This window comes from Modestobacter caceresii (assembly GCF_000761485.1).
Classification (GTDB): Bacteria; Actinomycetota; Actinomycetes; order Mycobacteriales; family Geodermatophilaceae; genus Modestobacter; species Modestobacter caceresii.
Map to the genome: position 1 here is coordinate 23,902 of NZ_JPMX01000010.1, position 24,103 is coordinate 48,004.

The 24,103-nt window shown below is 71.6% G+C and carries 27 protein-coding genes and 1 tRNA gene; 16 read left to right on the forward strand and 12 right to left on the reverse strand.

Annotated features, from left to right (window positions below):
- Positions 1 to 6: 6 nt before the first annotated feature.
- Both recO and IN07_RS03545 read left to right on the forward strand, forming a co-directional pair.
- A complete protein-coding gene (gene recO / locus IN07_RS03540; RefSeq protein ID WP_036333685.1) occupies positions 7 to 753 on the forward strand; it encodes a DNA repair protein RecO in 747 nt (248 codons plus the stop codon).
- Positions 754 to 841: 88 nt separating this feature from the next.
- Positions 842 to 1,594: an isoprenyl transferase gene (locus IN07_RS03545; RefSeq protein ID WP_231557976.1), complete on the forward strand. Its 753-nt coding sequence runs from the start codon at positions 842 to 844 to the stop codon at positions 1,592 to 1,594.
- Between the two features lie 10 nt (positions 1,595 to 1,604).
- Here the strand turns inward: IN07_RS03545 and IN07_RS03550 are convergent, their stop codons facing one another.
- Entirely contained in the window at positions 1,605 to 1,955 is a 351-nt protein-coding gene (locus IN07_RS03550) for an ArsR/SmtB family transcription factor (protein WP_052090680.1), read from the reverse strand.
- A 66-nt stretch (positions 1,956 to 2,021) separates the two neighbouring features.
- On the opposite strand from IN07_RS03550, the gene IN07_RS03555 reads away from it, so the two are divergent.
- Positions 2,022 to 2,297 (forward strand): antibiotic biosynthesis monooxygenase, encoded by a 276-nt coding sequence (locus IN07_RS03555; RefSeq protein WP_052090682.1) that lies wholly within the window; start codon positions 2,022 to 2,024, stop codon positions 2,295 to 2,297.
- A 96-nt stretch (positions 2,298 to 2,393) separates the two neighbouring features.
- Here IN07_RS03555 and IN07_RS03560 read toward each other — a convergent pair whose 3' ends face one another.
- Positions 2,394 to 3,209: an alpha/beta fold hydrolase gene (locus IN07_RS03560; RefSeq protein WP_197058342.1), complete on the reverse strand. Its 816-nt coding sequence runs from the start codon at positions 3,207 to 3,209 to the stop codon at positions 2,394 to 2,396.
- Positions 3,210 to 3,223: 14 nt separating this feature from the next.
- Here IN07_RS03560 and IN07_RS03565 point away from each other — a divergent pair, with 14 nt between their 5' ends.
- The 3 genes from IN07_RS03565 (at position 3,224) to IN07_RS03575 (ending at position 5,559) form a co-directional block, all read left to right on the forward strand.
- Positions 3,224 to 4,216 carry a helix-turn-helix transcriptional regulator gene (locus tag IN07_RS03565; protein WP_052090684.1) on the forward strand — a complete coding sequence of 331 codons (993 nt, stop codon included), beginning with the start codon at positions 3,224 to 3,226 and terminating at the stop codon, positions 4,214 to 4,216.
- Positions 4,217 to 4,802: 586 nt separating this feature from the next.
- Positions 4,803 to 5,231 carry a DUF1622 domain-containing protein gene (locus IN07_RS03570; RefSeq protein WP_231557977.1) on the forward strand — a complete coding sequence of 143 codons (429 nt, stop codon included), beginning with the start codon at positions 4,803 to 4,805 and terminating at the stop codon, positions 5,229 to 5,231.
- Between the two features lie 16 nt (positions 5,232 to 5,247).
- Positions 5,248 to 5,559 (forward strand): hypothetical protein, encoded by a 312-nt coding sequence (locus tag IN07_RS03575; RefSeq protein WP_052090686.1) that lies wholly within the window; start codon positions 5,248 to 5,250, stop codon positions 5,557 to 5,559.
- Between the two features lie 45 nt (positions 5,560 to 5,604).
- Here the strand turns inward: IN07_RS03575 and IN07_RS03580 are convergent, their stop codons facing one another.
- Entirely contained in the window at positions 5,605 to 6,123 is a 519-nt protein-coding gene (locus IN07_RS03580) for a hypothetical protein (protein WP_036333689.1), read from the reverse strand.
- 140 nt (positions 6,124 to 6,263) lie between these two features.
- On the opposite strand from IN07_RS03580, the gene IN07_RS03585 reads away from it, so the two are divergent.
- The 7 genes from IN07_RS03585 to IN07_RS03615 all read left to right on the forward strand — a co-directional run bounded on the left by IN07_RS03585 (position 6,264) and on the right by IN07_RS03615 (position 14,011).
- Entirely contained in the window at positions 6,264 to 7,676 is a 1,413-nt protein-coding gene (locus IN07_RS03585; RefSeq protein WP_036333691.1) for a glycine--tRNA ligase, read from the forward strand.
- 126 nt (positions 7,677 to 7,802) lie between these two features.
- Complete coding sequence (dusB, locus tag IN07_RS03590; RefSeq protein WP_036333693.1) at positions 7,803 to 8,951, forward strand: tRNA dihydrouridine synthase DusB; 1,149 nt, start codon at positions 7,803 to 7,805, stop codon at positions 8,949 to 8,951.
- Between the two features lie 22 nt (positions 8,952 to 8,973).
- Positions 8,974 to 9,432 carry an Rv0361 family membrane protein gene (locus tag IN07_RS03595; RefSeq protein WP_036333695.1) on the forward strand — a complete coding sequence of 153 codons (459 nt, stop codon included), beginning with the start codon at positions 8,974 to 8,976 and terminating at the stop codon, positions 9,430 to 9,432.
- Between the two features lie 70 nt (positions 9,433 to 9,502).
- Positions 9,503 to 10,132, forward strand: coding sequence for a YdcF family protein (locus tag IN07_RS03600; protein WP_156119018.1), 630 nt, complete (start codon positions 9,503 to 9,505; stop codon positions 10,130 to 10,132).
- Between the two features lie 8 nt (positions 10,133 to 10,140).
- Positions 10,141 to 10,623, forward strand: a complete 483-nt coding sequence (locus IN07_RS03605) for a hypothetical protein (protein ID WP_036333696.1) — start codon at positions 10,141 to 10,143, stop codon at positions 10,621 to 10,623.
- Positions 10,623 to 13,454 carry a DNA primase gene (gene dnaG / locus IN07_RS26180; RefSeq protein ID WP_036333698.1) on the forward strand — a complete coding sequence of 944 codons (2,832 nt, stop codon included), beginning with the start codon at positions 10,623 to 10,625 and terminating at the stop codon, positions 13,452 to 13,454. The genes IN07_RS03605 and dnaG overlap by 1 nt, the downstream gene beginning before the upstream one ends.
- Positions 13,451 to 14,011 carry a hypothetical protein gene (locus IN07_RS03615; RefSeq protein ID WP_052090689.1) on the forward strand — a complete coding sequence of 187 codons (561 nt, stop codon included), beginning with the start codon at positions 13,451 to 13,453 and terminating at the stop codon, positions 14,009 to 14,011. Before dnaG ends, IN07_RS03615 begins: the two co-directional genes overlap by 4 nt.
- Positions 14,012 to 14,018: 7 nt before the next feature.
- Here IN07_RS03615 and IN07_RS03620 read toward each other — a convergent pair whose 3' ends face one another.
- Together IN07_RS03620 and IN07_RS23755 are read right to left on the reverse strand one after the other, a co-directional pair.
- Positions 14,019 to 14,231: a hypothetical protein gene (locus tag IN07_RS03620; RefSeq protein WP_036333700.1), complete on the reverse strand. Its 213-nt coding sequence runs from the start codon at positions 14,229 to 14,231 to the stop codon at positions 14,019 to 14,021.
- Between the two features lie 68 nt (positions 14,232 to 14,299).
- Positions 14,300 to 15,382, reverse strand: coding sequence for a GGDEF domain-containing protein (locus IN07_RS23755; protein ID WP_052090691.1), 1,083 nt, complete (start codon positions 15,380 to 15,382; stop codon positions 14,300 to 14,302).
- A 147-nt stretch (positions 15,383 to 15,529) separates the two neighbouring features.
- Between IN07_RS23755 and IN07_RS03630 the strand changes: the two genes are divergently transcribed.
- Positions 15,530 to 15,602 (forward strand) — tRNA-Asn (locus IN07_RS03630).
- Between the two features lie 97 nt (positions 15,603 to 15,699).
- On the opposite strand, the gene IN07_RS03635 is transcribed toward IN07_RS03630, so the two are convergent.
- Positions 15,700 to 16,923 (reverse strand): site-specific integrase, encoded by a 1,224-nt coding sequence (locus IN07_RS03635; RefSeq protein ID WP_081975155.1) that lies wholly within the window; start codon positions 16,921 to 16,923, stop codon positions 15,700 to 15,702.
- A gap of 667 nt (positions 16,924 to 17,590) precedes the next feature.
- On the opposite strand from IN07_RS03635, the gene IN07_RS03640 reads away from it, so the two are divergent.
- Positions 17,591 to 17,842: a hypothetical protein gene (locus IN07_RS03640; RefSeq protein WP_036333702.1), complete on the forward strand. Its 252-nt coding sequence runs from the start codon at positions 17,591 to 17,593 to the stop codon at positions 17,840 to 17,842.
- Positions 17,843 to 17,918: 76 nt separating this feature from the next.
- Here IN07_RS03640 and IN07_RS03645 read toward each other — a convergent pair whose 3' ends face one another.
- The 5 genes from IN07_RS03645 to IN07_RS25055 form a co-directional block, all read right to left on the reverse strand.
- Entirely contained in the window at positions 17,919 to 19,178 is a 1,260-nt protein-coding gene (locus tag IN07_RS03645) for a hypothetical protein (RefSeq protein WP_156119019.1), read from the reverse strand.
- A gap of 91 nt (positions 19,179 to 19,269) precedes the next feature.
- Entirely contained in the window at positions 19,270 to 20,247 is a 978-nt protein-coding gene (locus IN07_RS03650; RefSeq protein ID WP_036333706.1) for an AAA family ATPase, read from the reverse strand.
- Positions 20,244 to 20,843, reverse strand: coding sequence for a hypothetical protein (locus IN07_RS03655; RefSeq protein WP_036333708.1), 600 nt, complete (start codon positions 20,841 to 20,843; stop codon positions 20,244 to 20,246). Before IN07_RS03655 ends, IN07_RS03650 begins: the two co-directional genes overlap by 4 nt.
- Before the next feature lie 142 nt (positions 20,844 to 20,985).
- The gene (locus IN07_RS03660) at positions 20,986 to 21,378 is read right to left on the reverse strand and encodes a hypothetical protein (RefSeq protein ID WP_036333710.1); all 393 of its coding nucleotides are present in this window, start codon (positions 21,376 to 21,378) and stop codon (positions 20,986 to 20,988) included.
- On the reverse strand, positions 21,375 to 21,632 hold the full coding sequence (locus IN07_RS25055; protein ID WP_156119020.1) for a hypothetical protein: 258 nt from the start codon (positions 21,630 to 21,632) through the stop codon (positions 21,375 to 21,377). The genes IN07_RS03660 and IN07_RS25055 overlap by 4 nt, the downstream gene beginning before the upstream one ends.
- A 121-nt stretch (positions 21,633 to 21,753) precedes the next feature.
- Here IN07_RS25055 and IN07_RS03665 point away from each other — a divergent pair, with 121 nt between their 5' ends.
- Positions 21,754 to 22,386, forward strand: coding sequence for a hypothetical protein (locus IN07_RS03665; RefSeq protein WP_036333712.1), 633 nt, complete (start codon positions 21,754 to 21,756; stop codon positions 22,384 to 22,386).
- A 335-nt stretch (positions 22,387 to 22,721) separates the two neighbouring features.
- On the opposite strand, the gene IN07_RS03670 is transcribed toward IN07_RS03665, so the two are convergent.
- On the reverse strand, positions 22,722 to 23,519 hold the full coding sequence (locus IN07_RS03670) for an IclR family transcriptional regulator domain-containing protein (protein WP_231557978.1): 798 nt from the start codon (positions 23,517 to 23,519) through the stop codon (positions 22,722 to 22,724).
- Between the last annotated feature and the right edge of the window lie 584 nt (positions 23,520 to 24,103).

Consider the following 24,103-nt stretch of genomic DNA (forward strand, 5'->3'; position numbering starts at 1 on the left):
GGGCGAGTGAGCACCACCCCGCAGGCGCTCTACCGGGACGAGGGCATCGTGCTGCGCACCCAGAAGCTGGGTGAGGCCGACCGGATCGTCACCGTGCTCACCCGGCGCACCGGCAAGGTGCGCGCGGTCGCGAAGGGCGTGCGGCGCACCAAGAGCAAGTTCGGTGCGCGGCTGGAGCCGTTCAGCCACGTGGACCTGCAGCTCTACACCGGCCGCAACCTCGACATCGTCAGCCAGGCCGAGTCGATCCGGTCCTACGGCACCGAGATCGTCGGCGACTACCGCGCCTACACCGCCGGCACCGCGGTGCTGGAGACGGCCGACCGGCTGACGGTGGAGGAGAAGGAGCCGTCGCTGCGGATGTTCCTGCTGGTCGTCGGGGCGCTGCGCACGCTGGCCGAGGGGGTCAAGCCGGCCCCGCTCGTGCTGGACGCGTTCCTGCTCCGGGCGATGTCGGTCGCCGGCTGGGAGCCCGCGCTGGGCGACTGCGCCCGCTGCGGCGAGGCCGGCCCGCACCGGCACTTCTCCGTCCCGGCCGGGGGCACGGTCTGCCCGTCCTGCCGGCCCACCGGCTCGGCGATGCCCAGCCCGGTCACCATCGAACTGCTGGAGGCGCTGTTGTCCGGGGACTGGGGGCGGGCCGAGGCCAGCCTGGGCACCAACCGGCGGGAGGGCAGCGGCCTGGTCGCAGCCCTGCTGCAGTGGCACCTGGAGCGTGGCCTGCGCTCGCTGCCGCTGGTGGACCGAACGTGAGCGGAGAGGGTCGTGAGCATCGCAGCGAGGAACGAGCGAGGAGCGGAGCGATCCGCGGGAGCGAACCGGTGACGTGGTGAAGCGCGAGGTGAAGGCTCCCAACCCGCACCCCTCGGGCGTCACCCCGCCGGACATCCCGGACGACAAGGTGCCGCACCACGTGGCGATCGTGATGGACGGCAACGGCCGCTGGGCGAAGCAGCGCGGGCTGCCGCGCACCGCCGGGCACGAGGCGGGGGAGACCTCGCTGTTCGACTGCGTCGAGGGCGCCATCGAGCTGGGCATCGGGGCGATCAGCGCCTACGCGTTCTCCACGGAGAACTGGCGGCGCAGCCCGGACGAGGTCCGTTTCCTGATGGGCTTCAACCGCGACGTCATCCGCCGCCGCCGCGACGAGATGCACGAGCTCGGGGTGCGGGTGCGCTGGGCCGGGCGGCGTCCCAAGCTCTGGCGCAGCGTCATCAAGGAGCTCGAGGTCGCCGAGGAGCTGACGCAGGACAACGACGTCCTGACCCTCACCATGTGCGTCAACTACGGCGGCCGGGCAGAGATCGCCGACGCCGCGGCCGCGATCGCCCGCGAGGTGGCCGCCGGCCGGATCAAGCCGGAGAAGGTCACCGAGGAAACGGTCGCCCGGTTCCTCGACGAGCCGGACATGCCCGACGTCGACCTGTTCGTGCGCAGTTCGGGGGAGAACCGCACCAGCAACTTCCTGCTGTGGCAGGCCGCCTACGCCGAGCTGGTCTTCCTGGACACGCTGTGGCCGGACTTCGACCGCCGGCACCTGTGGCAGGCCTGCGAGGAGTACGCCAGCCGCCAGCGTCGTTTCGGCAGCGCCTGAAGGAGCTGCTTCAAGCGGGGTCGGTGGACTCGGTGGCGTGGCCGGCGTGGGCGAGGGCGTCGCGGACGATGTGGGCCACGTGCCCGTCGACCAGGCGGTAGTCGACCTCGCGGTGCCGGCGGACGCCGGTCACCAGACCGGCGCCGCGCAGCACCCGCAGGTGCTGGGAGACCAGCGGCTGTGGCACGCCCAGCGCGTCGACCAGCTGGTGCACGCAGCGGGAGCCGTGCTCGTCCAGCAGGGTCACGATCGACATCCGCAGCGGCGAGGCGAGCGCGGCCAGCAGCTCGCTGGCGGCCTGGACGTCGGCGGGGACGCTCCGGGACCCGGGCCGGGAGGACGGGGTCACGGACGTGGACATGGCACCATGGTCCGAGCGCCTGAGAACGGTTGTCAACTCTTGTCGCATCGAGGAGGGAGGTGCCCGGTGTTCGCCGTGACCCGCCTGCGCGTCGCAGATGACGACGTCCCCGCCTTCCTGGCCGCCGCTGACGAGCTGCTCGCCGCCCTGCGGGCCCGCCCCGGCTTCCTCGGTGGCGAGCTGGGCCGCGCCGCCGACGACCCGCAGCTGTTCGCCCTCTGCACCCGCTGGGACGGCGTCGGCGCCTACCGCCGAGGCCTGTCCGCGGCCGAGGTGAAGATCGCCGGCGCCCCGGTGTGGGTGCACGCCCTCGACGAGCCCGGCGTCTACCTCACCGACTGACCGGAGAGGCACACCGCACCGGCCTGGGCGCCTGCCGCGGCAACCGCGCGCCGCCCGCACGAGGCGCGGCATGAGCGGGCGTCTGGGCGCCGGAGCCTAGCCGCTGACCGACTCCAGCACCGTGGCGAGTTCCGCCGGTCGGCTGATCATCGGCCAGTGCCACGTCGGAAGTTCGACGTAGGTCCAGTCGCCGTCGACCATGTGCGCGAACACCGGTGCGTGGGGTGCCATCTGCTGCAGTTGCTCGAGGCTGAAGCTGCACAGCACGCCCGTCCGTGGCACGCGCTCCCAGGAGCCAGTGAGCGCGACCGGCTGGGTGGCGGTGAGCCAGGGCTGCGGCTGCGAGCCCTCGACCAGCGCTGCGACGGCAGCGTCGTCGACCCCGGGTACCGCGGCGGCGAGTGCGGCCCAGGGCGGCGGCGGGAGCTTCCAGCCCTGGCCGTGGGTCATGACCAGATCGTCGTTGGCCGCGCGCGCCTCGGGTCCCTCGAAGTCGGCCTGTGCCATGCCGTCCGGCAGTGGGCCCGAGTCGACGTAGACCAGGCGCGCCACGCGCTCAGGCATGCGGTCCGCCGCACCGGTCGTCACGAGGGCGCCGTAGCTGTGCCCTACGAGCACGACGTCGTGCAGGTCCTGCTGCTCGAGCAAGCGCACGACGTCGTCGATGTGAGCAGTCAGGTCGGTCTCGGGCGAGGCGAGGTGGACGCGCTCGCCCATGCCTGAGAGGTCGACGGCGTGCACGACATGGCCGCGCTCACGCAGCGAGTCTGCGACAGGCCGCCAGACCCAGGCCCCGAGCCAGAAGCCGGGGACGAGGACGTAGGTGGTGGTGTTCATGGCGACGACGCTAGGCTGGAATGCGGGCAGATTCCGCCCGGTATGCAGCGTCGGCACACAGATCGTCCCCAGCACCGCCGAGGAGGGCCGTGACCCGCCCGACCGCTCGCGTGCTGGCCATGCTGGAGCTGCTCCAGACGGGCGGGCAGCGCACCGTCGGCGATCTCGCCGCTCGGCTCGGGGTCGATGAGCGCACGGTCCGGCGCTATGCCGAGCACCTCGCCGACCTCGGCATCCCCGTCCAGGCGCAGCGGGGCAGGTACGGCGGCTACCGGCTCTCGCCGGGCTACAAGCTGCCGCCGCTGATGCTCACCGACGACGAGGCCATCGCCGTCGTCCTGGGCCTCAGGGCCGCGGAACGCGCTGGGCTTGCCACCACCGACCACGCAGCGGCGGCGAGCGCACTGGCCAAGGTGTCGCGTGTACTGCCGCGGGCCCTGGGCCAGCGGCTCGACAGCCTGCTGTCGACCGCACAGTTCACGACCCCGGTGCGCGCGACCGCTCCCGCCGGCGCCGGCGCGCTGCTCGGTCTCGCCTCGGCTGTGCAAGCGCGGCGCACCGTCGTGATCGCGTACACCGCCTGGGACGGGCGGGAGTCGCAGCGTGAGCTCGACGTCTACGGCCTGGTCTTCCACTCCGGCCGGTGGTACGTCACCGGACGCGACCACGGCCGTGATGACCTGCGGACCTTCCGACTCGACCGCATCGCCTCGGTCGAGCAGGGCGAGGGCTCCTACCTCGTGCCCGCTGACTTCGACGCCACGACGCAGGTCGTGTCGGGCATCGCCGCGGTCAGGTGGTCGCACGAGGTCTCCGTCGTGCTGCAGACCACCCTTGCGGATGCGGGCGACCGACTGCCCCGGAGCGTGGGACGGCTGAGCGAGCACGCCGACGGTGTGCTCCTGGAGACGCGCGCCGAGCGCCTCGACGGCATGGCCCGCATGCTGGCCGGGCTCGGCTGGGACTTCGAGGTGATCACCCCGGACGCCCTGCGCGACGAGGTCCTCGCCCTGGCCGACCGCCTCCGACTCAGCGCGGTGCGCGGCGTCGCCGGCACACCGGCGACGCCGCAGAGTCCCTGAGCGACACCATCCGCCCGCCCAGCGTCATGTCCGGGGGAGCGTCGGTCAGTCGCCGGACGCGACCCGGTCGGGTCACTCGCGTGCGCCAGCCAGCAGCCCATGCGGGTCGTGCAGCGTTCGGTGACCCTCACCGAGCAAGCGACATGTACTGGGGTCGGTGCGCGTCGAGCCCAGGCCGCGGAGGCCGATCCGAGCCCCGCGTCCACTGACCGACTGCCCTCAGGGCAGCTGGAAGCGGGCGACCAGCTCGCGCAGGTCCCCGGTGACCGTGGCCAGCGCCGCCGCCGTCTCCCGGGTCGACTCGGGCGAGCCGGCGGTGGACCGGGCCGCCTCGGTCACCGAGCGGACGTTCGCCGGTCGATCTTGTGGATCGTCGACCGTGCCTCGCTCTGCAGCAGCGCCCCCGGAGGGAGCGCAGGTGCAGGGCGGTGGCCAGGCGGTTGCCGGTCATGGGTGGCCTCTCGGAGGTGCGCTCCTGCCCGCGTGTGCCGCGCGCGTGTGTGCGCCCCCGAGATCGGCAGGGCGGGACCGTCCTGTGACCACCGCCGGGGAGTAGTCGGACCGCGGCCGGGGCAGGGAGCGGCCCGTGGACGTGTTGGCGGCAGAAGAAGCGACCGGGTTCCCGCACTCCTTCCTCTCGGAGGAGCTGCTGCGGAGCTACGTGAACCTGTTCATCCGGCTGGTCGAGGCCGCCGGGGCGATCGTGATCTTCGTCGGTGCGGTGATCGCCGCCGTCCAGTTCGTCCGTGCGGCCGTGCGGGGCCGGCACCGCGACGAGTTCGTCCGGGTGCGGCTGGGGCTGGCCCGCTACCTGCTGCTCGGCCTGGAGTTCCAGCTGGCCAGCGACGTCCTGCGCACCGCCATCGCGCCGTCCTTCGCCGAGATCGGCAAGCTCGCCGCGATCGCGGCCATCCGGACCGCGCTGAACTACTTCCTGGGCAAGGAGATCGCCGAGGAACGGGAAGAGGTCGAGAAGAACGAGGAGCGGCAACGCGACGGCGGTGACCGGACGTGACCCGGGGCGAGCCGGCATGAGCCCGTTGCTGGAGGATGCCGCACTGCTGGTGGCCGTGCTCGGCCTGGTCTCCGGCCTGATCACGCTGGTGCGGCTGCGCGACGTCCTGCTGGCGTTCGGTGTCCTGCTGGACTTCCTGGTCGCCGCCGGTCTGATCCGGCTCGCCGGCGAGCTCACGTTCCACGGCCTGCTGGGCGTCGCCCTGGTGATCGCCGTCCGGAAGCTGGTGATGCATGCACTGCGCGCCGACCAGCGGGTGCCGGACGGTCCGTCGCCCGCGGGCGCACGTGCCCGCAGCCCCCAGCGCCGGCGGCCCGTCCGGCCGTGACCTGAGTCCGTCGCTGACCTGCGCATCGACGGTCGAGGGGCGGGGTCAGCGGCGACTCGTCAGCGAACGCAGACCAGTGAGCTCCTGGTCGAGCCGTGCCCGGAGGACGGCGGCGGTCTCCCGACCCGGCGCGGCGTCCAGCTCGGCCAGGTGGCCGGCGGCTGCGACGGTGAGTGCCCGCGCCCGCTCGGCGTCCGGGTCGTCCGCGCCGGAGGCAGACAGCCGCAGCTGCCAGGCCCGCAGCTCCAGCCGGGCGGCAGCGGTCGCGAGCACGTCGTCCACCACCGGGCCGGAACCGGCCTGCTGGGTCGCCCGGTCCATCTCCACCGCCAGCTCGCCCAGCCCTCGGTCCAGGTCGGCGGTGTAGGCGGCCCACGCGGCGGTGTCGGCCTCCTGGCAGCGCACGTGCAACCGGTGCAGCCGGTCGCGCAGCGGGGCCAGCACGCCGCGCACCACCGGGGCGAGGGCGGGGTGTGCGGCGCAGAGTCCAGCGGTGGTCCGGGCCAGCCGCTGGTCGAGGGTCGCGGGGGCAGGCGGAACCGCCTGGGAGGTCGTGGCCGTCATGAGCCGGAACCTAGGGACGGCGTGTGTCGGCCCCACCGGTTCCCGGTGAACACCGTGTGGCGGGACGGGCGCTGGGGCCACGTGCCCGGCGACTACCGTCTGGGGGTCACTCGCCGACACCCCAGCCGGATGGAGCCCCCGTGCCCAGCGACACCGCCCCCGCCCGTACCGCCGACCCCGCTCGCCTGGAGAAGGTGGTCAACCTCTGCAAGCGCCGGGGGTTCGTCTTCCCGTCCGGTGAGATCTACGGCGGCACCCGCTCGGCCTGGGACTACGGGCCGTTGGGCGTGGAGCTGAAGGAGAACATCAAGAAGCAGTGGTGGCGCACCGTCGTCCAGAGCCGGGACGACGTCGTGGGCCTGGACTCCTCGGTGATCCTGCCCCGCCAGACCTGGGTCGCCTCCGGTCACGTCGGCGTCTTCACCGACCCGCTGACCGAGTGCCAGAACTGCCACAAGCGGTTCCGCGCCGACCACCTCGAGGAGGAGTTCGAGGAGAAGAAGGGGCGGCTGCCGGAGAACGGCCTGGCCGACATCTCCTGCCCGAACTGCGGCGTGAAGGGCTCCTGGACCGAGCCGCGCGACTTCAACATGATGCTGAAGACCCACCTCGGCCCGGTCGAGGACGAGTCGGGGCTGCACTACCTGCGCCCGGAGACCGCCCAGGGCATCTTCGTGAACTTCGCCAACGTCATGGGCGCCGCGCGCAAGAAGCCGCCCTTCGGCATCGGCCAGATCGGCAAGTCCTTCCGCAACGAGATCACCCCGGGCAACTTCATCTTCCGCACCCGGGAGTTCGAGCAGATGGAGATGGAGTTCTTCGTCGAGCCCGGCAGCGACGAGGAGTGGCACCAGTACTGGATCGACGCCCGCACCGCCTGGTACACCGACCTGGGCATCTCCGCGGACAACCTGCGGCACTACGAGCACCCGAAGGAGAAGCTGAGCCACTACTCGACGCGCACCGTCGACATCGAGTACCGGTTCGGGTTCACCGGCTCGGAGTGGGGCGAGCTCGAGGGCATCGCCAACCGCACCGACTTCGACCTGAAGACCCACTCGGAGCACTCCGGCACCGACCTGTCCTACTTCGACCAGGCCTCCGGTGCGCGCTGGACGCCGTACGTCATCGAGCCGGCGGCCGGGCTCACCCGCTCGCTGATGGCCTTCCTGGTCGAGGCGTACACCGAGGACGAGGCGCCCAACGCCAAGGGCGGCGTCGACACCCGCACGGTGCTCAAGCTCGACCCGCGGCTGGCGCCGGTGAAGGCCGCCGTCCTGCCGCTGTCCCGCAACGCCGACCTCTCGCCCAAGGCCCGCGACCTGGCGGCGACGCTGCGGCGCAACTGGAACGTCGACTTCGACGACGCCGGCGCGATCGGCCGCCGCTACCGCCGGCAGGACGAGATCGGCACCCCGTTCTGCCTCACGGTCGACTTCGACACCCTCGAGGACGACGCGGTGACCATCCGGGAGCGCGACTCGATGGCCCAGGAGCGCATCGGCCTGGACGCCGTCCCCGGCTACCTCGCCGCCCGCCTCCCCGGCTGCTGACGCCGCGCGCATCCGGTCGAGACCGGGCCGGTGGCTGTCTCCTCCGCGAGGAGGCAGCCACCGGCCCGATCTCGGAGACCCGGCCGTGAGCCCGGGCACACAGCCGAGCCACCTACCCTGGACGTCGTGACCAGCACCCTCGAGCGCGCGCCGGCGCTGCAGCTGGGGTCGCTGACGGTCGACCCCGCGGTGGTGCTGGCGCCGATGGCCGGGATCACCAACCCGGCGTTCCGCACGCTGTGCCGGGAGTTCGGGGCAGGTCTGTACGTCTGCGAGATGATCACCACCCGGGCGCTGGTCGAGCGCAACGCCAAGACGCTGAAGATGGTGCAGGCCGCCCCGGGGGAGGCCGACGCGTTCAGCGTGCAGCTGTACGGCGTCGACCCGGCCACCGTCGGGCGGGCGGTGGAGATGCTCGTCGACGAGCAGGTCGCCGGCACCCGCCCGGCGCACATCGACCTCAACTTCGGCTGCCCGGTCCCCAAGGTGACCCGCAAGGGCGGCGGTTCGGCGCTGCCGTGGCGCCGCCGGCTGTTCGGCAACATCGTGCGGGCCGCGGTGCAGGCCGCCGGCGACGTCCCGGTGACGGTGAAGACGCGGGTGGGCATCGACGCCGAGCACGTCACCTACCTGGACGCCGGCCGGATCGCGCAGGACGAGGGCGCCGCGGCGATCACCCTGCACGGGCGCACCGCCGACCAGCTCTACAGCGGCACCGCCGACTGGTCGCACATCGCCCGGCTGGTCGAGGAGGTCTCCATCCCGGTGCTGGGCAACGGCGACCTCTGGGAGGCCGACGACGCACTGCGGATGGTGGCCGAGACGGGCTGTGCCGGCGTCGTGGTGGGCCGGGGCTGCCTGGGCCGGCCGTGGCTGTTCGGCGACCTGGCCGCTGCGTTCGCCGGTTCGCCGCACCGCACGCTGCCCACCTTCCGACAGGTGGCCGAGGTCATGCACCGGCACGCCACTCTGCTCGCCGCCGACCAGGGCGAGGTGCACGGCTGCAGCGACTTCCGCAAGCACGTCGCCTGGTACCTCAAGGGCTTCTCCGTCCCCTCCGACGTGCGCCGCGCACTGGCCATGGTCTCCGGGCTCGACGAGCTGGCCGGCCTGCTCGACGGGATCCCTGATCAGCCCTACCCCGAGGGCGTGCTCGGTGCCCCGCGCGGGCGCACCACGCCGCCGCGGCCGGTCGCCCTCCCCGAGGGCTGGCTCGCCGACCGGGACGACCCCCGGCCCCCGGCCGGCGCCGAGCTGCTGGTCGGCGGCGGATGAGCACCACGACAGGAGCACAGCGGTGACCCAGGGGCCCTTCCTCTACGACGACGACCCGGCGCCGCTGCACACGGGTACCCCCAAGAACCACAACAAGCTCCTGGTGCTCATCTTCGGCGGCACGGTGCTGCTCGCGGTGGCCATGGTCGCGCTGATGCCGTTCTTCAAGGGGTCCGGGGAGGATCAGGCTCGCCAGGTGGCCGGGGTGTTCGCCGCCGCGCTGAGCCAGGGCGACCTGGAGACGTCCCACGGCCTCCTGTGCGACGCGGAGCGCGCCCGGGTGGCCCCCGCCGACCTGGCCGCCGAGTACCTCCAGCCGGGCACGCCGCAGGTGACCGGGGCACGCAGCAGCGAGGTCGACGGCGTGCCGGTGCAGCTGGTCGACGTCCGCTGGGACGACGACGGCGCGGTCACCACCACGACGCTGACGGTCGTGCCCGAGGGCGGGACGAAGGTCTGCGGCACCAGCACCGCGGGATGAGCCCGGCAGCGGTCGGCACACCGTCCCCAGGGGTGTCACCGGCGTCGGCCGGCCGTGGTACCCATGACGGGTGGCAGCGGTGGCGGGGCGACTGGGCGTCCGGGTGCTCGGGGCGGCGGTGACGGCGGCCCTGCTGCTGGCCGCGTCCACGGCCACGGCCATCTGGTGGATCGCCCGGCAGGACGCCCGCCCCGCCTCCGACGCGATCGTGGTGCTCGGCTCGGCGCAGTACAACGGCGTCCCGTCCTCGATCTTCGAGGCCCGGCTGGAGCACGCGCGGGAGCTGTACGACGAAGGGGTGGCCCCGGTGATCGTGACGGTGGGCGGCAAGGCGACCGGCGACACGTTCACCGAGGCCGAGGCGGGGCGGGACTACCTGGCGCAGAACGGCGTGCCGGAGGACGCACTGCTGGCCGTGCCCGAGGGCGTCGACACCCTGGAGAGCGTGCGCGCGGTGGCCGCCGAGTTCGCCGACCGGGACTGGAATAGCGCCGTCCTGGTCAGCGACCCGTGGCACGCGATGCGCGCCGAGCGGATGGCCGAGGACGCCGGGCTGGACGCCGCGAGCTCACCCACCCGACAGGGGCCAGCCGTGCAGACCCGCACGACGCAGCTCCGGTACATCCTGCGGGAGACCGCCGCCTACCTGCTCTACCGCGCGACCGGCGAGAGCGTCGCCGGAGCGCCCGGGATCGGCTGAGGAGCACCGTGCTGGAGCTGGGCAAGAGCGGGTCGCACGGCACCGAGCGGGGCACCGTCCCGGTGCTCGCCGACGGTGCCGTGGTCGCGACGCTGCGCGCGGCCAACTGGAAAGAAGCCGCTACCGCGGAGGTGGGGGACCGGCACTGGGCCTTCCGGCGGCAGGGCAACCGTGAGCTGGTCGGGCGCTGGGCCCAGGAGCCGGCGGAGAGCGTGCGGCTGCGCGCCCACCAGATCTCGGTCTGGAAGAGCAGCTGGACGATGGAGCTCGACGGCCTGGCCGTCGACGTGGCCGCGACGTCGATGTGGAAGGGCACCCACCGCTACAGCAGCGCGGGCCGGCCGCTGGCCGATAGCGGGACCACCGGCGGCTGGTCGCCGCGGCCCACGCTGACCACCGAGCCCGGCCTGCCGCTGGACTCGGCCGTCTTCCTGCTGTGGTTCGAGTTCGTGCTGAGCCGGCGGCGCATGGTCGCTGCGGGGGCGAGCTGATGGCCGGGCGGGGGCGCATCCGCGCCGCGGACATCGCGCTCGTCCGTGAGCGGACCAAGATCGACGAGATCATCGGCGAGCACCTGCAGCTGAAGCGCGCCGGTGGCGGCAGCCTCAAGGGCCTCTGCCCGTTCCACGACGAGAAGTCGCCGTCCTTCCAGGTCACCCCCTCGCGAGGCCTGTACCACTGCCTGGCCGGCGAGACGGGGGTGCTCACCGAGGACGGCACCGTCCCCATCCGCGAGCTGGCGGGCAAGACCGTCCGCGTGCTGAACGGCGACGGCGGCTGGGTCGAGGCGCCCTTTCGCAGCTACGGCATCCAGCGACTCATGCGCCTCACCCTGAGCCGCAACGGGCGCACCAAGGTCGTGCACGCCACCGACGAGCACCGCTGGTTTGTACCCTCGGGAGCTCTTCGCCAGCAGCGCCGCGAGAAGCTCACCAAGGACCTCAAGCCCGGTGACTGGCTGTCACATTCGTTCCCGGTCAGCCGGGTGCTCAACCCGGCGACCCGGCCCTCACCGTTCGGCATCGCACGGGGGCTCGTCTACGGCGACGGCACCCGCGATGGCCGAGGTTCGATCGCCGTCCTCTACGGCGAGAAGGACGCTCAGCTGGCCCACCTCTTCGACGGGTGCCGCTCGTGGTCGGACGAGCGGGGGACACGCTTCTACGGACTGCCTGCCCACTTCAAGGACGAGCGCCCGTCCCTGGACGATGACACCTCTTACCTGCTCGGCTGGCTGGCCGGCTACTTCGCCGCCGATGGATGTGTCGCCGAGGACGGCGACGCCATCCTCAACTCCGCCGACATCGAGGACCTGGAGTACGTGCGGCGGCTCTGCACGCGCCTGGGCATCGGCACGTTCAGCATCGCGAAGCAGAACCGGGTGGGTATCGACGGCGTCCCGAGCGACATCTTCAACCTGCGGTTCATGACCAAGGGGCTGCCCGAGTCCTTCTTCCTCATCGCTCAGCACCGGGAACGGCACCTGGCGAGGGACAAGAAGTACGAGCGCAAGAACTGGGTGGTCCAGTCGGTCGAGTGGAGCGACCGGGTGGAGGAGGTGTTCTGCGCGGAGGTGCCCGGCACGCACGCCTTCACGCTCGAGGACAACCTGCTCACCGGCAACTGTTTCGGTTGTGGGGTGGGTGGCGACGTCATCCGGTTCGTGCAGGAGATCGACCACCTCTCCTTCGCCGAGGCGGTTGAGCTGCTCGCCGGCCGGGCCGGGGTGCAGCTGCAGTACGAGGACGACGGCGGCCGGGCCACCGCCGGCCCGGACCGCGCGCACGCTGGCCAGCGGGCCCGGCTGGTGGCGGCCAACACCGCCGCCGCGGAGTTCTACGCGAGCCAGCTGATGACGCCGGAGGCCGCACCGGCCCGGTCGTTCCTCGCCGACCGCGGCTTCGACCGGCAGGTGGCCCTGGACTTCAACTGCGGCTACGCCCCCGGCGGCTGGGACACCCTGACCCGGCACCTGCGCGGCCTCGGCTACACCCAGAGCGAGCTGGTCACCGGCGGGCTGGCCAAGGAGTCCTCCCGCGGCACGCTGATCGACCGGTTCCACCGCCGGCTCCTCTGGCCGATCCGCGACCTCACCGGCGACGTCATCGGCTTCGGCGCCCGCAAGCTGATGGACGACGACCCCGGCCCCAAGTACCTGAACACCCCGGAGACCCCGCTCTACAAGAAGAGCTCGGTGCTCTACGGCGTGGAGCGGGCCAAGCGCGACATCGCTCGCAACCACCAGGCCGTCGTCGTCGAGGGCTACACCGACGTGATGGCCTGCCACGTCGCCGGGGTGACCACGGCGGTGGCCTCCTGCGGCACCGCGTTCGGGCCCGAGCACATCAACGTCCTGCGCCGGCTGCTGATGGACCAGGACGAGTTCCGCGGGGAGGTCGTCTACACCTTCGACGGCGACGCGGCCGGCCAGGCGGCGGCGATGAAGTCGTTCAAGGAGGACCAGCGCTTCGTCGCGCAGACCTTCGTCGCGGTGGAGCAGGAGGGCCGTGACCCGTGCGAGCTGCGCCAGGCGCACGGGGACGCCGCCGTCCGTGACCTGATCGGCCGGCGCACGCCGCTGATCGAGTTCGTGCTGCGGACCCATCTGGCCGAGTACGACCTGGACACCGTCGAGGGCCGGCTGGCTGCCCTGGACAAGACGGCGCCGCTGCTCGCCCAGATCAAGGACCACGCGCTGCGCCCGGCGTACGCCCGTCGGCTGGCCGGCCTGCTCGGCCTGCCCGACGAGACCGAGGTCGTGGCGCGCGTGCGTCAGCTGGCCGGGGAGAACGGCGGCGAGCGGCCGAGGTCCCGCCCGCGCACGCCGCAGCGGACGCCGGACGACGCGGCGATCGAGGTCGAGCGGGAGGCGGTGAAGGCCGCGCTGCAGTGCCCGGAGATCGCCGGACCGCAGTTCGACGCGGTCGAGCCGAGCTCCTACACGCACTCCGACTACGCCGCGGTCGCCGCCGCGGTGTCGGCCGCCGGGGGAGCGGCTGGGGCGACGACGTCCGGGGCGGCGTGGCTGGAGGAGGTGACGGCGCACTGCGACCGGGACACCGCGAAGGCGATGCTGACCGCGCTGGCGGTCGAGCCGTTGCACGCGGTGGGGGAGAACGACCCGACCTACGTGAACGCGCTGATGGCCCGGCTGCACGAGATGGCCACCGTCCGGGAGATCGCCGCGCTCAAGGGCAAGCTGCAGCGCACCAACCCGATCGAGGCGCAGGACGAGTACATGCGGGCGTTCAAGAAGCTGATGGACCTCGAGCAGCTGGCCATCTCGCTGCGCAAGCGTGCGTCCGGCGGGCTGACCCCGTGAGCCTGATCGAGCGCGTGCGCGGGAGGTTCGCCCGCCCGCCGGAGCCGGTGCGCGCGGCGCTCGACGTGGAGGCTGAGGAGCGGGCGCTGGCGTGGGGAGAGCGGGTCGACGGGGGCTGGACCGTGGCCACCTCGCGCGGCCTGCGCGTCGTCCCGGCCGACTCGGGCGAGACCTCGACCCTGCTGGCGTGGCACGAGATCGGCACCGCGCGGTGGAGCGCGGCCGGTGCGGGCGGCACCTTCGTGGTGACGCCGCTGGTCGAGGTGGAGCCCGGGGTGCAGGCCCGCCAGGCGCCGCAGCGGCACGTGCTGCGCGAGGCGGGCGGGCTGCCCGGCGTGCTGCGCACCCGGGTCGACCGCACCGTGGTGACCAGCCAGCGGCACCCGCTTCCCACCGGGGGAGGGGTGCTGCTGGTGGCCCGCCGGGTGCCCGGTCAGGCGGCGCGGGAGTGGACCGTGGTCTTCGACGACGACGCCGACCGGGACGACCCGGTGGCCCGCCAGGTCGCCCGCGACCGCCTGGCCGCCGCGGTGGACGCGGACGACCCCAGCCGCTGACCCGAGGTCAGTTGCTGCCGGTCTCGTTCCCCAGCCGGTGCTTCACCGAGTCGACGGCGGCGTCGGCGCGTGCCTGGGCCACGCCGGCGGCGGTCTGCAGGCGCGGGTCGTCCTTGGCGTGGTTGTAGACGCGGCGGATCTGCTCGTAGCGCTCACGGCCGGCCTTGGCACCGAGGACGTAACCGGCACCGAAGCCGGCGAGGAAGGACAGCTTGGCCACGGGGGACCTCCTGTGTTGGGGCGGAAGTGATCACGCTACCGGCCCAGCGGGGTTCCGACCCGTCGAGCTCAGGAGGTCGGGCTCAGCTCGCGCGGGCGGTCGGCGGCGTAGGCGATCCGGTCCCGACCTGCCCGCTTGGCCTCGTACAGCGCCCGGTCGGCGGTGCTGAGCAGGGAGAGGACCGCGTCGACCGGGCTGTGGCCAGGCGGCGGCTCCGAGGTGACCACCCCGATGCTGACGGTGACCGGAGGTACGTCGGGCACCGACAGGTCGCGCACGGCGGTGAGCAGGCGTTCCGCGGCCCGCGCGACCTCCTCCGGGCCGGGGAAGTGGGCGACCCAGCCCAGCTCCTCCCCGCCGAGGCGCACGAGCAGGTCGTCGGCGCGGGCGCCGCGAGTCATCGCGCCGGCGACCTCGGTCAGCACCCGGTCGCCGACGGCGTGCCCATGGGTGTCGTTCACCGTCTTGAAGTGGTCGAGGTCCAACACCATCACGGTCACCGGTTCACCGGCTGCCGCTGCGGCGGCCAGGATGGAGCCGGCGCGGGCCTCGATGCCGCGGCGGTTGGACAGCCCGGTCAGCGGGTCGGTCACGGCCAGGGTGCGGGCCAGGTCGCGGGCGGCCTGCATGCGGCGTACCAGGATCGTGACCACGGTGATGGGGGCCAGCACCATGACGGACATCGTCAGCGCGGAGTAGACCCGAAGCAGTGGTGGGGTGGGCAGCGTCAGGCTGATCGCGACCACGCCGGTCACCGCGACGGCCGTGGTGACGACGACCGCCCAGCTCCGGAGCAGCATCGCGGCGGCCACTGGCACCACAACCAGCGCCGCAGCGCACAGCCAGCGGATGGTGAGCTCCTGCTGGCAGAGGCCCTCGACGATCATGATCGTGCTCGCCGCGCCGATGATGACGGCGCCGTCCCGAGGCCCCAGCCGACGACGGATCGCCACGTAGCCGGCCATGCAACCCCAGATCGAGGCGCCCAGAGCGGCGAGCCGGGCATCGGCGTGCGCGCCGACCGACCGCTGGAAGCCGCTGACCACGAACAGCGGGATGCTGCCGGTCAGGCAGATGGCGAGGAGCGTGACGGCGCGCCACTCGATGTGGCGGCCTATGCCCGCCACCGCCCGCTCACCCAGCTCCCTCATGCACACAGGTTTGGCAGCGGTCACGCGCGGCTTGACCGCCCTCACCCGGTCGGGCGCCGGGGACGCGACCCGCCGGGAGCCACCCCCGGCCCGAGACGGGCTCGGGCGTGGGGTAATCTCTCAGGGCGCGCGGGCACCACCCGCCGATCCCCCGTAGCTCAATTGGCAGAGCATGCGACTGTTAATCGCAGGGTTATAGGTTCAAGTCCTATCGGGGGAGCAAGCCGAGGCCCTGACCAGCGGAGACGCCGGTCAGGGCCTTTACTTTTGCCTCGTCGGAGGTCTGATCCCCCTGTAACCCCCCGCTTTGCCTTGCGTTAGCTCCCCACTGTCAGCAGTTCGGCTGCGCGGTCGGAGATCGTGTGACGGCTCATGTAGACGTCCTGGGTCATGCTCGCGTGCTTGTGCCCGAGGTGGTTGGCGATCTCCCGCGCCGACAGGCCCGCCAGGTCCAGCGTCGTGGCGACGGTGTGCCGGAACGTGTGGGCGGTCGCCCACGGGTACCCGGCGGCGGTCAGCATCGCGCTCACGTCGCCGCACGTGTTGCTGGTGTCCCGAAGGTGGCCACGGGGCGAGGTGAACACGACGTCCCACTCGTTGCCGACCGCGTTCACCTGGCGGGCCATGAGTCGGGCCACCAGGTCGGCGGGCAGCTTGATCGTCCGCGTGCTGGTGTCGGTCTTGCCGTCGTCCTGCACGTGGAGTCCCTTGCCCTTCTCTCGGACGACCACCGGCCCGAGCTTGGCGGTTCCTTCGGCCAGGTCTAGAGCAGACCAGCGCAGCCCGCACGCCTCGCCGATGCGGGCACCCGTGCCCGCCAGGAAGGCCAGCAGGTCGACCAGGTCCCGGCGCTGGGCCACCTTGTCGTCTGCCGCGTAGGCGAGCACCGCAGCCTGTTCCTCGGGGGTAAATGCTCGTTCAGTGTCCCGAGCACCCTTCTTCACCGTCTTGACCTTGATGGGACCAGCGGAGCGAACCGGGTTGAGCGCGATGGCGTCATGCTTGGTCGCCATGTCCAGCACCCCGCGCAGGACGGTGCGCGTCATCTTGGCCGCACCCTTGCCGCTGGTCTTGGCGATCTCGGTCAGTGCCCGCTCGACACCCCCGGCGGTCACCTCCCGCACCGTCAGGTTGGCCAGGGCAGCGGGGGCCTTCTCGGTGCCGATGACGTGCTTGTGGCAGGTGGACGTGTAGACCTGCCGCGTGTTCACCGAGCGGTCGGAGTCGGCCAGCTCGGTCAGCCACACGCGGGCGGCGTCCTTCACCTTCGTCGTCGGCTTGACGGCGGCGTGCTCGGGGGCCGGCTGCACGCGCTCGCGCAGCTTCTCGGTCAGTGTGCGGCGGGCGGACGCCTCGGTGCCCGCCCAGCTCTCCACGTCGCGAACCTTGCCGTCCAGGTCGCGGACCTTGGCCCGCGCCCGCCACGTGTCGGCCTTCCGCGACCCCCTGGGGATGCTGCGGGCCTTGCCGTCTTCGCCGTACTTGTGGGGAGTGGTGGCGATGTTGCCCCACTCGCCCACCTTCATCATCGGTCGCGCCATTCGTCGTTCCCTCGCCTTAGCTCGTGGGCGGGTCGGGCGTTCCGCCCCGCGCTCCGTTCCAGACTAGCGGAGTTTCCGGGGGGTAGCTAGTTGGTTCTCAACCAGCTGTCGGTAGTTCATCGGACCTGTAGCCCGCGTTCAGATGGAGTGCGGTGGCAGTGCGGAGGGAGCGGGGCAGCGTCCCTGTGCCAGCCCGCCGACGCCGCCCATGGTGCAGTCCACAGCCCCTCCGGGTGTCCCTCGGGCGGCCGCGCTCGTGGACCGCACCCAGGGGGCAATAGGGAGGGTGGGGGGCTGACCCTCTCGGCCTCTAGAAGGGGACCGTCCCGTGATAGCAGCCCCGATCCTGCCCGGGTTGGGAGGTCGGCGGGCAGGCGGACTGGCCAGCAGGGATAACCGCGCGACCTGCGGATAACCCGTCCAACTGCTCGGCAGGAAGCGCTCTATAGGGCTTGGAACGCTGTATATCGGGAGAAACGCTCGATATGCGGGTGACGGAAGACGACACGCTTGTCAGGGCTTTCTCACCCTACATACGCATGGGATGCTTGTCCGCGAGTGAAGACGGCCTGTAAGCCGTTCTGCGGAAACGCAGAACGGCCCCCGCTGCCAGGCGGAGGCCGTTCCGACTCTCATCGCAGGGGCATCTACGAGAGGAGCGTCGTACGTGGACAACATACGCAATCAGGACAACAGCGACAAGAGCGACATCAGCAACAACGGTGACAGTGACGACAAGGGTGACAGCCGGGGCAAGGTCACGGCACAGTCGCTGACCTGGCGGCACATCCTGGCCTTGGCCATCGTCGCGGCCATGGTTGTTGTCGTCGTCGTCGAGACCGGGTCGACAGAAGTCCTCGTGATCGCGCTACCCATGCTCGGCTGGTTGAGCACGGGGCGCGTGCGGGACGGCAGCTAACTAGCTGCGGACCACTGGCGGGCGGTGCACGTGGGTGCGCTGCCCGCCAGTGGCGTCTTCTTCGGTGCGTCCCTGGTCAGTGCGGCCGGTAGGTGAGGATGAATCGCGTCCTCACTGTCCACGCTTGCTGTGCGAAGTCCGGCCGGGCGAGGTCGGGCATCGTGATGCTGAGTGCCCCGGCGGCGACCACGCGGCCGACACCGTCAGCGACCTGACCGTCCATCTGCCCCACGGCCTGGCGCAACCGCTCGTTCGCGTAGCCGTCAGGCAGCCCGGCCCCGGGAGTGACTTCGTGGGTGGTCTCCACGGTGACACGGACCTCGCCATCGTCGCCAGGGACGGACGACACGACCCGGCGGCCGGTCAGCTTGCTGGACGCTCGGCGGGCTACCGGCTCACCAGTGATCGCGGGCGGCTTGCTGGCCGTTCGCACCGACTGCTGTAGGTCGCCGTTGACCGTGAGCGCGAAGTCGCGCACCGCGTCACCGCTCGGCGCGGCCGACAGGATCGGCACCGGGTAGGACGCCCGGTGGACGGTGAGCCGCAGCCCGTCGCGGTGCATCTTCCCGGCAGGGGAGGTGCCGAGCTGGTGCGGCTGCACTGTGTAGCCGAGTGCCCAGCACTGCTGCTCCACCTTGCCGACGTCCAGCGGCGCGAACAGGTCGGGCCGGAAGAACACCAGCTCCACCATGCCGGAGAGGACACCGCCCGCAGTGTGCGTCGGCTTGGGCTGCACGATGAACAGCAGCGGGTCACCGTCGTTGCCGGGCTTGGCTTCGGCGGGGATGCCGGTCACGACGACGGGCACGCGACCGCCGTAGACGTCGGCCAGGATCGGGCGGAACAGCTCGGCGAGCTCGGTGTCATCGTTGAGCTGCGCCCGCTCGGCTGCCTTGACCTTGGCCTCGGCAGCCTTGACCAGCAGGCCGGTCCGCTTGGCTGCGTAGTCGGCCAGGGACAGGTCCGCAGCGGTCGGGGTGTCGTCACCCCTGACCAGACGGGCGACCAGTTCCTCGGCGGTCTCACGAGCTTGCCGGTCCGCCTCCTGTCGGATGGCGAACCGCTCCCGCGCCTCGGTCACGGCCATGCGCGACAGCTCAGCGGCGGTCGGGGTGGTGGTCTTCATCTTGGTCTTGCTGGGGTTGGTGCTCACTGGTGTCGATCTCCTTGGGTTGTCGGCCTTGCCCTGATGGCTTGGCCGGTTCGCGGGCATGGCTGATGACGGACCCTCCGGGTCCGATCTCTGGTCTGCCGTTGGTGTTGACCTGATGGGGCGGACGGAGTCCGCCAGGTCAGTCCTGCCAGCTCTGCCGGTGGCTGGCCCCTCCGGGGCCAATCTCGGCTAGCTGCTCTGCTGTGTTGCTGTGTAGGTGGTGGAGGGGGGATTACAAGGGGGGAGAACCCACCACCACCAGTCCTCGCCGTGGCTAGCCCTTGTGCTCCCAACGGGTCTCGTTCCAGCACACGAGGCTTCCGAGCCGGGTGCGCACGTAGTCCTCGCTCATGCCGACCGATGCCGCGTAGTGGCGTGCCAGTCCCCGCGCCGTCATCACGCCCGGGGGTTGTTCCTGCACCACTCGCTCGGCCAGCGCATCCCACATGTCACCGGCCGTCGCCTTCGTCTCCTCCTGCTGCCCCGGACCGCCGTCGCCCGTCCCCGGGGTCCAGACCGGCGCTTCCCCCACGACGTCCAGACGGGCGTCCACGGTCACCGGCTCGCCGTCGTTGTTGTGGGCCTTGATCTGCCTCCGGCCGTCCTTCTCCCGAGCGGTCAGCGTCGCCTTCACCCGGGCCGGAACGCTCCACGTCCGGGCACCGATGGCCGCATTCACCCCCTGAGCCGGCCCCGTGGGGCCGGGCTTCCCGGTGTGGGTCAGCAGCAGGACCGCCGTGCCCTGCTGCGTGAGTCGCAGCAGGGGTGCGGTGACCCGCTTGGCCTCGCCGTTGTCGTTGACGTCGTCCACGAGGCCCAGCACGTTGTCCACCACCAGCAGCCCCGGTGCCAAGTCGGCCACGGCGTCCGTGAGCGCGGTCCACTCGGTTTCCCCTGCCCCGGTGTAGTCGACCAACCGGACCCGCTTGCTGCCCGGTGTGGCGACCAGCGGAGCGATGCGGCGGCGAACCGATGCCGCGCCGTCTGCGTCGGTGCAGATGAACGCCACCGAGTCCAGCTCCCCGGACAGCTCCCGCCCCAGGAACGTCCGCTCACCGTTGAGTAGGGCGGCTGCCATGCCGACCGCCAGGTGCGTCTTCCCAGCAGTCGGGGCACCCGCCAGCACGGTCAGCGTGGTGGACAGCAGGCCGGACACGAGGTGCGTGGGGCGTTCCCGCTCCGGCCAGTCGGCCGGGTCGAACGGGTCCAGCCACCGCAGCCCCGCCCCCGTGCGAGCCGCCAGGACGGTCACGAGGTGCCATCCGCGTCGACGGGCACGCGGGGCGCAGTCCACAGGCCCGCCAGGGCTTCACTCGGGATGGCCCTGCGGGTGTTCAGCGTCCAGCCGCCAGCACCCCTGATGAGGGTCAGGTGCACCGATGGCGAGAGCGCCACCGCTCGCCGGGTGCCTTCCGGCATCGCCTCCAGCTCACCGGGTGCCAGCTGGCCCCAGTCGTGCACCGTGGTGAACCGCTGGTGTCCCGGGCGAGGCCGCACGATGCGTCGGTGGAACCGAGAGGCGGTCGGGACCGGAGCTTGACCGTCGCCGGTCGGCTTCACTGGCTCGGCCGTCTCCACCCGATCTCGGCGCACCCGGCGCACTACTTGGGCACCCACCAGGCACCGCAGCGGGAAGCCCTGCCGGGTGTGCACGGCGAACTTGCCCTCACTGACCTTGGGCAGCGAGAGGGTGACGGCTTCCTCGGCGTCACCGAAGCGCACCGGCACCTCCACGACGTCACCGACCGCTAGGGCGGACAGCAGTTCATCGGTCGCCCTGATGGGCACGGCATCCGGCGGCGTCAGCCATCGGGGACGGTCGGCCTGTCGGTTGGTCTGGTCGTTCACGGTCGTTGTTCTCCTGGTAGGCATGACTGGTCAGGGCGTAACGGATGACGACCGAAACGCCCTGGTCAGCAGGGGGTACGGATGCCGCTGTGGGCCATCCGTGGGTGGTTGCTTGCAGACCCCGGAAACGGGGGTGTAGCCATTACGCTGCGAGCAGCGTTGCCCGGCGGTGAGTACGCACCCGGCACGCTGTCGAGCAGTACCGGGCATCGCTGCGCAGGCTGACGAAGCCGACGCCGCACGCGGCACACGCTCGCTGCTTGCGGGTGGCCGGTGCCTCGGTGAGCGAGCGCAGCACGTCGGCGGGGATGCGTCTGTGCGAGTTGACCTCGTAGGACCCCCGGGCGAAGCCGGGAGCCTTCATGCGGGCACGGCGGTACCGGCGCAGGGTGGCCGCGTCCTCATCGGACGCCGACTCGTCTTCGACGGCGTCGAACTCCTCGGCGATGTGCCGGTCACCCTGGTACAGCTCGCAGTGACGCAGCAGCGCGGCGAGCGGTTCGCCCCGACCGCGTCGGCGAGGTGAGGTGGTCATGCGGCAGTTCGGGCGGGAAGCACGAGCGCAGCAGCCTCGGCCGCCAGGACGTCATCCATCCGGTACACCACGCGCCCACCGGAGAACAGCTTCAGGTAGGGAATGGACGTACCGGCCGAGCGGGCGTTGGCGAGGTAGCCGGGTGAGCACTTCCATCGGCTGGCCAGCTCAGCGGTGCTGAGCGTGGCCCCGAGATCGCCTGGCGGCGGGGAGTGTCGGGGGACATGAAAGGGGAACTCCTTGGTCGTCGGCATGGGTGGGGCAGAGGGCGGAACTTGCTGACGTAACACACGCGGATCGCGTCGTGTTGGCCGCAGTTAGGAGCCTGCACCAGAACCCTGCCCCGAGCTTGGTTCAGCCACTTATCATGGAAACGTGCACCTGAGCGAAGCGCTGGCGTCCGGTACCGAGGGGGTCCTCTCGTCCGGGGGAGACGACGTCGTGGTCGTGGTGCCGCACGAGGGGTGGCGGGTGGGATTCCGCCTCGCCGCCCGTGGTCGGCGGGCCGTGGAGGTCAGCTTCCTGCCTCCCGACCCCCTCCCCGGGCTGGATCAACTCCGAACGCTGCCTTTGGGCAGATTGCTGACACAAGCGCGCCGCCTGGCCGCCGCGCCGCCCCCCAGCCCCTTCACGTCCATCACCGAGCTGAACCTCTCCGGCTGGAAGAACGAGGGCAGGGGACCGCAAGGACGCCCCCTCCGCGACTGGGCCTGGCTGGCCTGGGAGTACGTGGCCCGCAAGGAGGCGGGGGAAGCGAACCCAGCGCGGGAGATCAGTGAGCGGTTCGGGCACGGGTCGCCCAAGGTGTGGAGCAACCGGATCGCCCGTGCGCGGGAACTCGGCATGTGGGAGGACGACCACGGGACGCCTTGCATCACCGGACGTGCCGACCGACTCCTGGGGTCTGCCGCCAACGACCCCACGGATGATGAGCTGCGCGAGATGGAGCGCCGAAGCTCCCCCCGTTTACCCCCCGGTTTCCGGGTGAAGCCACAGGGGTCTGGATGATGCCAGTTAGCGATGAACCGGGACTGACCTGCACATTTGGGGATCGGATGATCCACGATTAGGGGTGACGACCTAATCGCAGGGTTATAGGTTCAAGTCCTATCGGGGGAGCACAGCAAGCCCCTGGCCAGCGGAGACGCGGGTCAGGGGCTTTCTCGTGTCCGGGACTGGTGTACGGGTCCGTCACCGTTCCCCCTCGGGAGAGAGCGGTGACGCAGCCGGCGGCGAGCTCCCGCGATCGGTGGCCTTGCCGGGGGAGTGCCCACGCTCGCCGGATCATCCGGCGCCTTCTGGTCGATCCGGGGTTGGGGGCGTGCAGTCCTGTCCGGCGAGGGTCAGGCGGTAGCGGAGCTGTCGGACTCGCGGGGGACCTCGACGAGCGGCTGGCTCTGCCAGTGCGCCCACTCGGCGCTGACGTCGCCGGCCGTGCGCTGCAGCAATGGCAGGTGGTGGGACAGGAGCTCGTCGATCGAGGTCTCCGCCGCGTGCACGGTGACGTTCATGGCGGCGCGTACCGCCCCGGTCCCGTCGCGTACCGGGACGGCGACCGACCGGATGCCAGGTGCGAGCTCTTCGTCGGCCAGGGCCCATCCTCGCGCCCGGATCTCGGTCAGCTGATCCCGCAACTGCTCGACCGAACGACCGATGAACGGCGGGAGTCCGGCCCGGCTGGGCTCGGCGAGCGTGGCGTCCAGCTCCTTGGGGGACAGCGCAGCCAGCAGCACCTTGCCCTGCGAGGTCTGGGCCGCGGGGAAACGGGTCCCGACCGCCACACGGAGGGTGATCAGCTTTGGCACCGAGACGCGGGCGACGTAGACGATGTCGGAGCCGTCCAACTGGGACATCGACGATGACTCGCCGGTCCGCCCGACCAGCTCTTCCATGTGCGGTCGGGCGATGTCCCACAGACCCAGTGCGTTGATGTAGGCCATCCCCAGGGTCAGCACCTTGGGGGTCAGCTCGAACGACGTGCCGACGGATCGGACGAAGCCGAGCTCCTCGAGCGTGAGGAGCAGTCGGCGGGCGGTCGGCCGCGCCAGGTCTGCCGCAGTCGCCACCTCGGTGAGGGACATGCTGCGGCGGGCAGGGCGAAAGCACGCCAGCACGTCGAGCCCGCGTGCCAGTGCTTCCACGAAGTCAGGTCCTGCTCCACGACCGGCCATGTGCTCCCTCACTCCCCGACCTGGCGGCCGACCGGAACGGTGGGCGCACTGAACTGTGGCAGCACGCCTCTCCGCTGTGCTTCGGCGCACCGGACGTCGACGTCCATGGCCCCGCGGTCCCTGGAGGGATCGTCGGGGTGGTGACCCGACTGTGCATGTTCGTCATCGCCCTCCCCGGAGTCGGACCTTCGTCCGCATGCCGGTTCCGCATGGTCGATGCTTAGACGATCGACGCACCGAGGGGGCCGTGTCAAGGGCGGGTGACCCCGTCTCTTCGGGACGAATCGGACCTCTTGACTCTCTCTGAATGTGACGGAAGACTCATCTGATGGCTACGGACCGTCGTCCGTCTGTCGGTCGAGGAAGGGGGACGGTACGACGATGGCCGGGCCCCGAACCGTGTCCGCACCAGGAGGCACGCGGGCGCTACCCGCTCTGCCGGCGGCCGGCGCCGCGGGGATCCTGGCCCGGCCCGCTACCTGCCCGAGCCGAAGACCAACGGAGACAGTCATGGCTGAACTGGCCGCGGTGATCGCGTCCACCCATCACCCCTT

What these genes read in the sequence shown, in the direction of transcription:
- IN07_RS03550 (WP_052090680.1), bottom strand. Translation starts at nt 1,955, where the DNA reads ATGTCCACGTCCGTGACCCCGTCCTCCCGGCCCGGGTCCCGGAGCGTC.
- IN07_RS03575 (WP_052090686.1), top strand. Translation starts at nt 5,248, where the DNA reads ATGAGCCCGTTGCTGGAGGATGCCGCACTGCTGGTGGCCGTGCTCGGC.
- IN07_RS03580 (WP_036333689.1), bottom strand. Translation starts at nt 6,123, where the DNA reads ATGACGGCCACGACCTCCCAGGCGGTTCCGCCTGCCCCCGCGACCCTC.
- dnaG (WP_036333698.1), top strand. Translation starts at nt 10,623, where the DNA reads ATGGCCGGGCGGGGGCGCATCCGCGCCGCGGACATCGCGCTCGTCCGT.
- IN07_RS23755 (WP_052090691.1), bottom strand. Translation starts at nt 15,382, where the DNA reads ATGAGGGAGCTGGGTGAGCGGGCGGTGGCGGGCATAGGCCGCCACATC.
- IN07_RS03635 (WP_081975155.1), bottom strand. Translation starts at nt 16,923, where the DNA reads ATGGCGCGACCGATGATGAAGGTGGGCGAGTGGGGCAACATCGCCACC.
- IN07_RS03660 (WP_036333710.1), bottom strand. Translation starts at nt 21,378, where the DNA reads ATGACCACCTCACCTCGCCGACGCGGTCGGGGCGAACCGCTCGCCGCG.
- IN07_RS25055 (WP_156119020.1), bottom strand. Translation starts at nt 21,632, where the DNA reads ATGCCGACGACCAAGGAGTTCCCCTTTCATGTCCCCCGACACTCCCCG.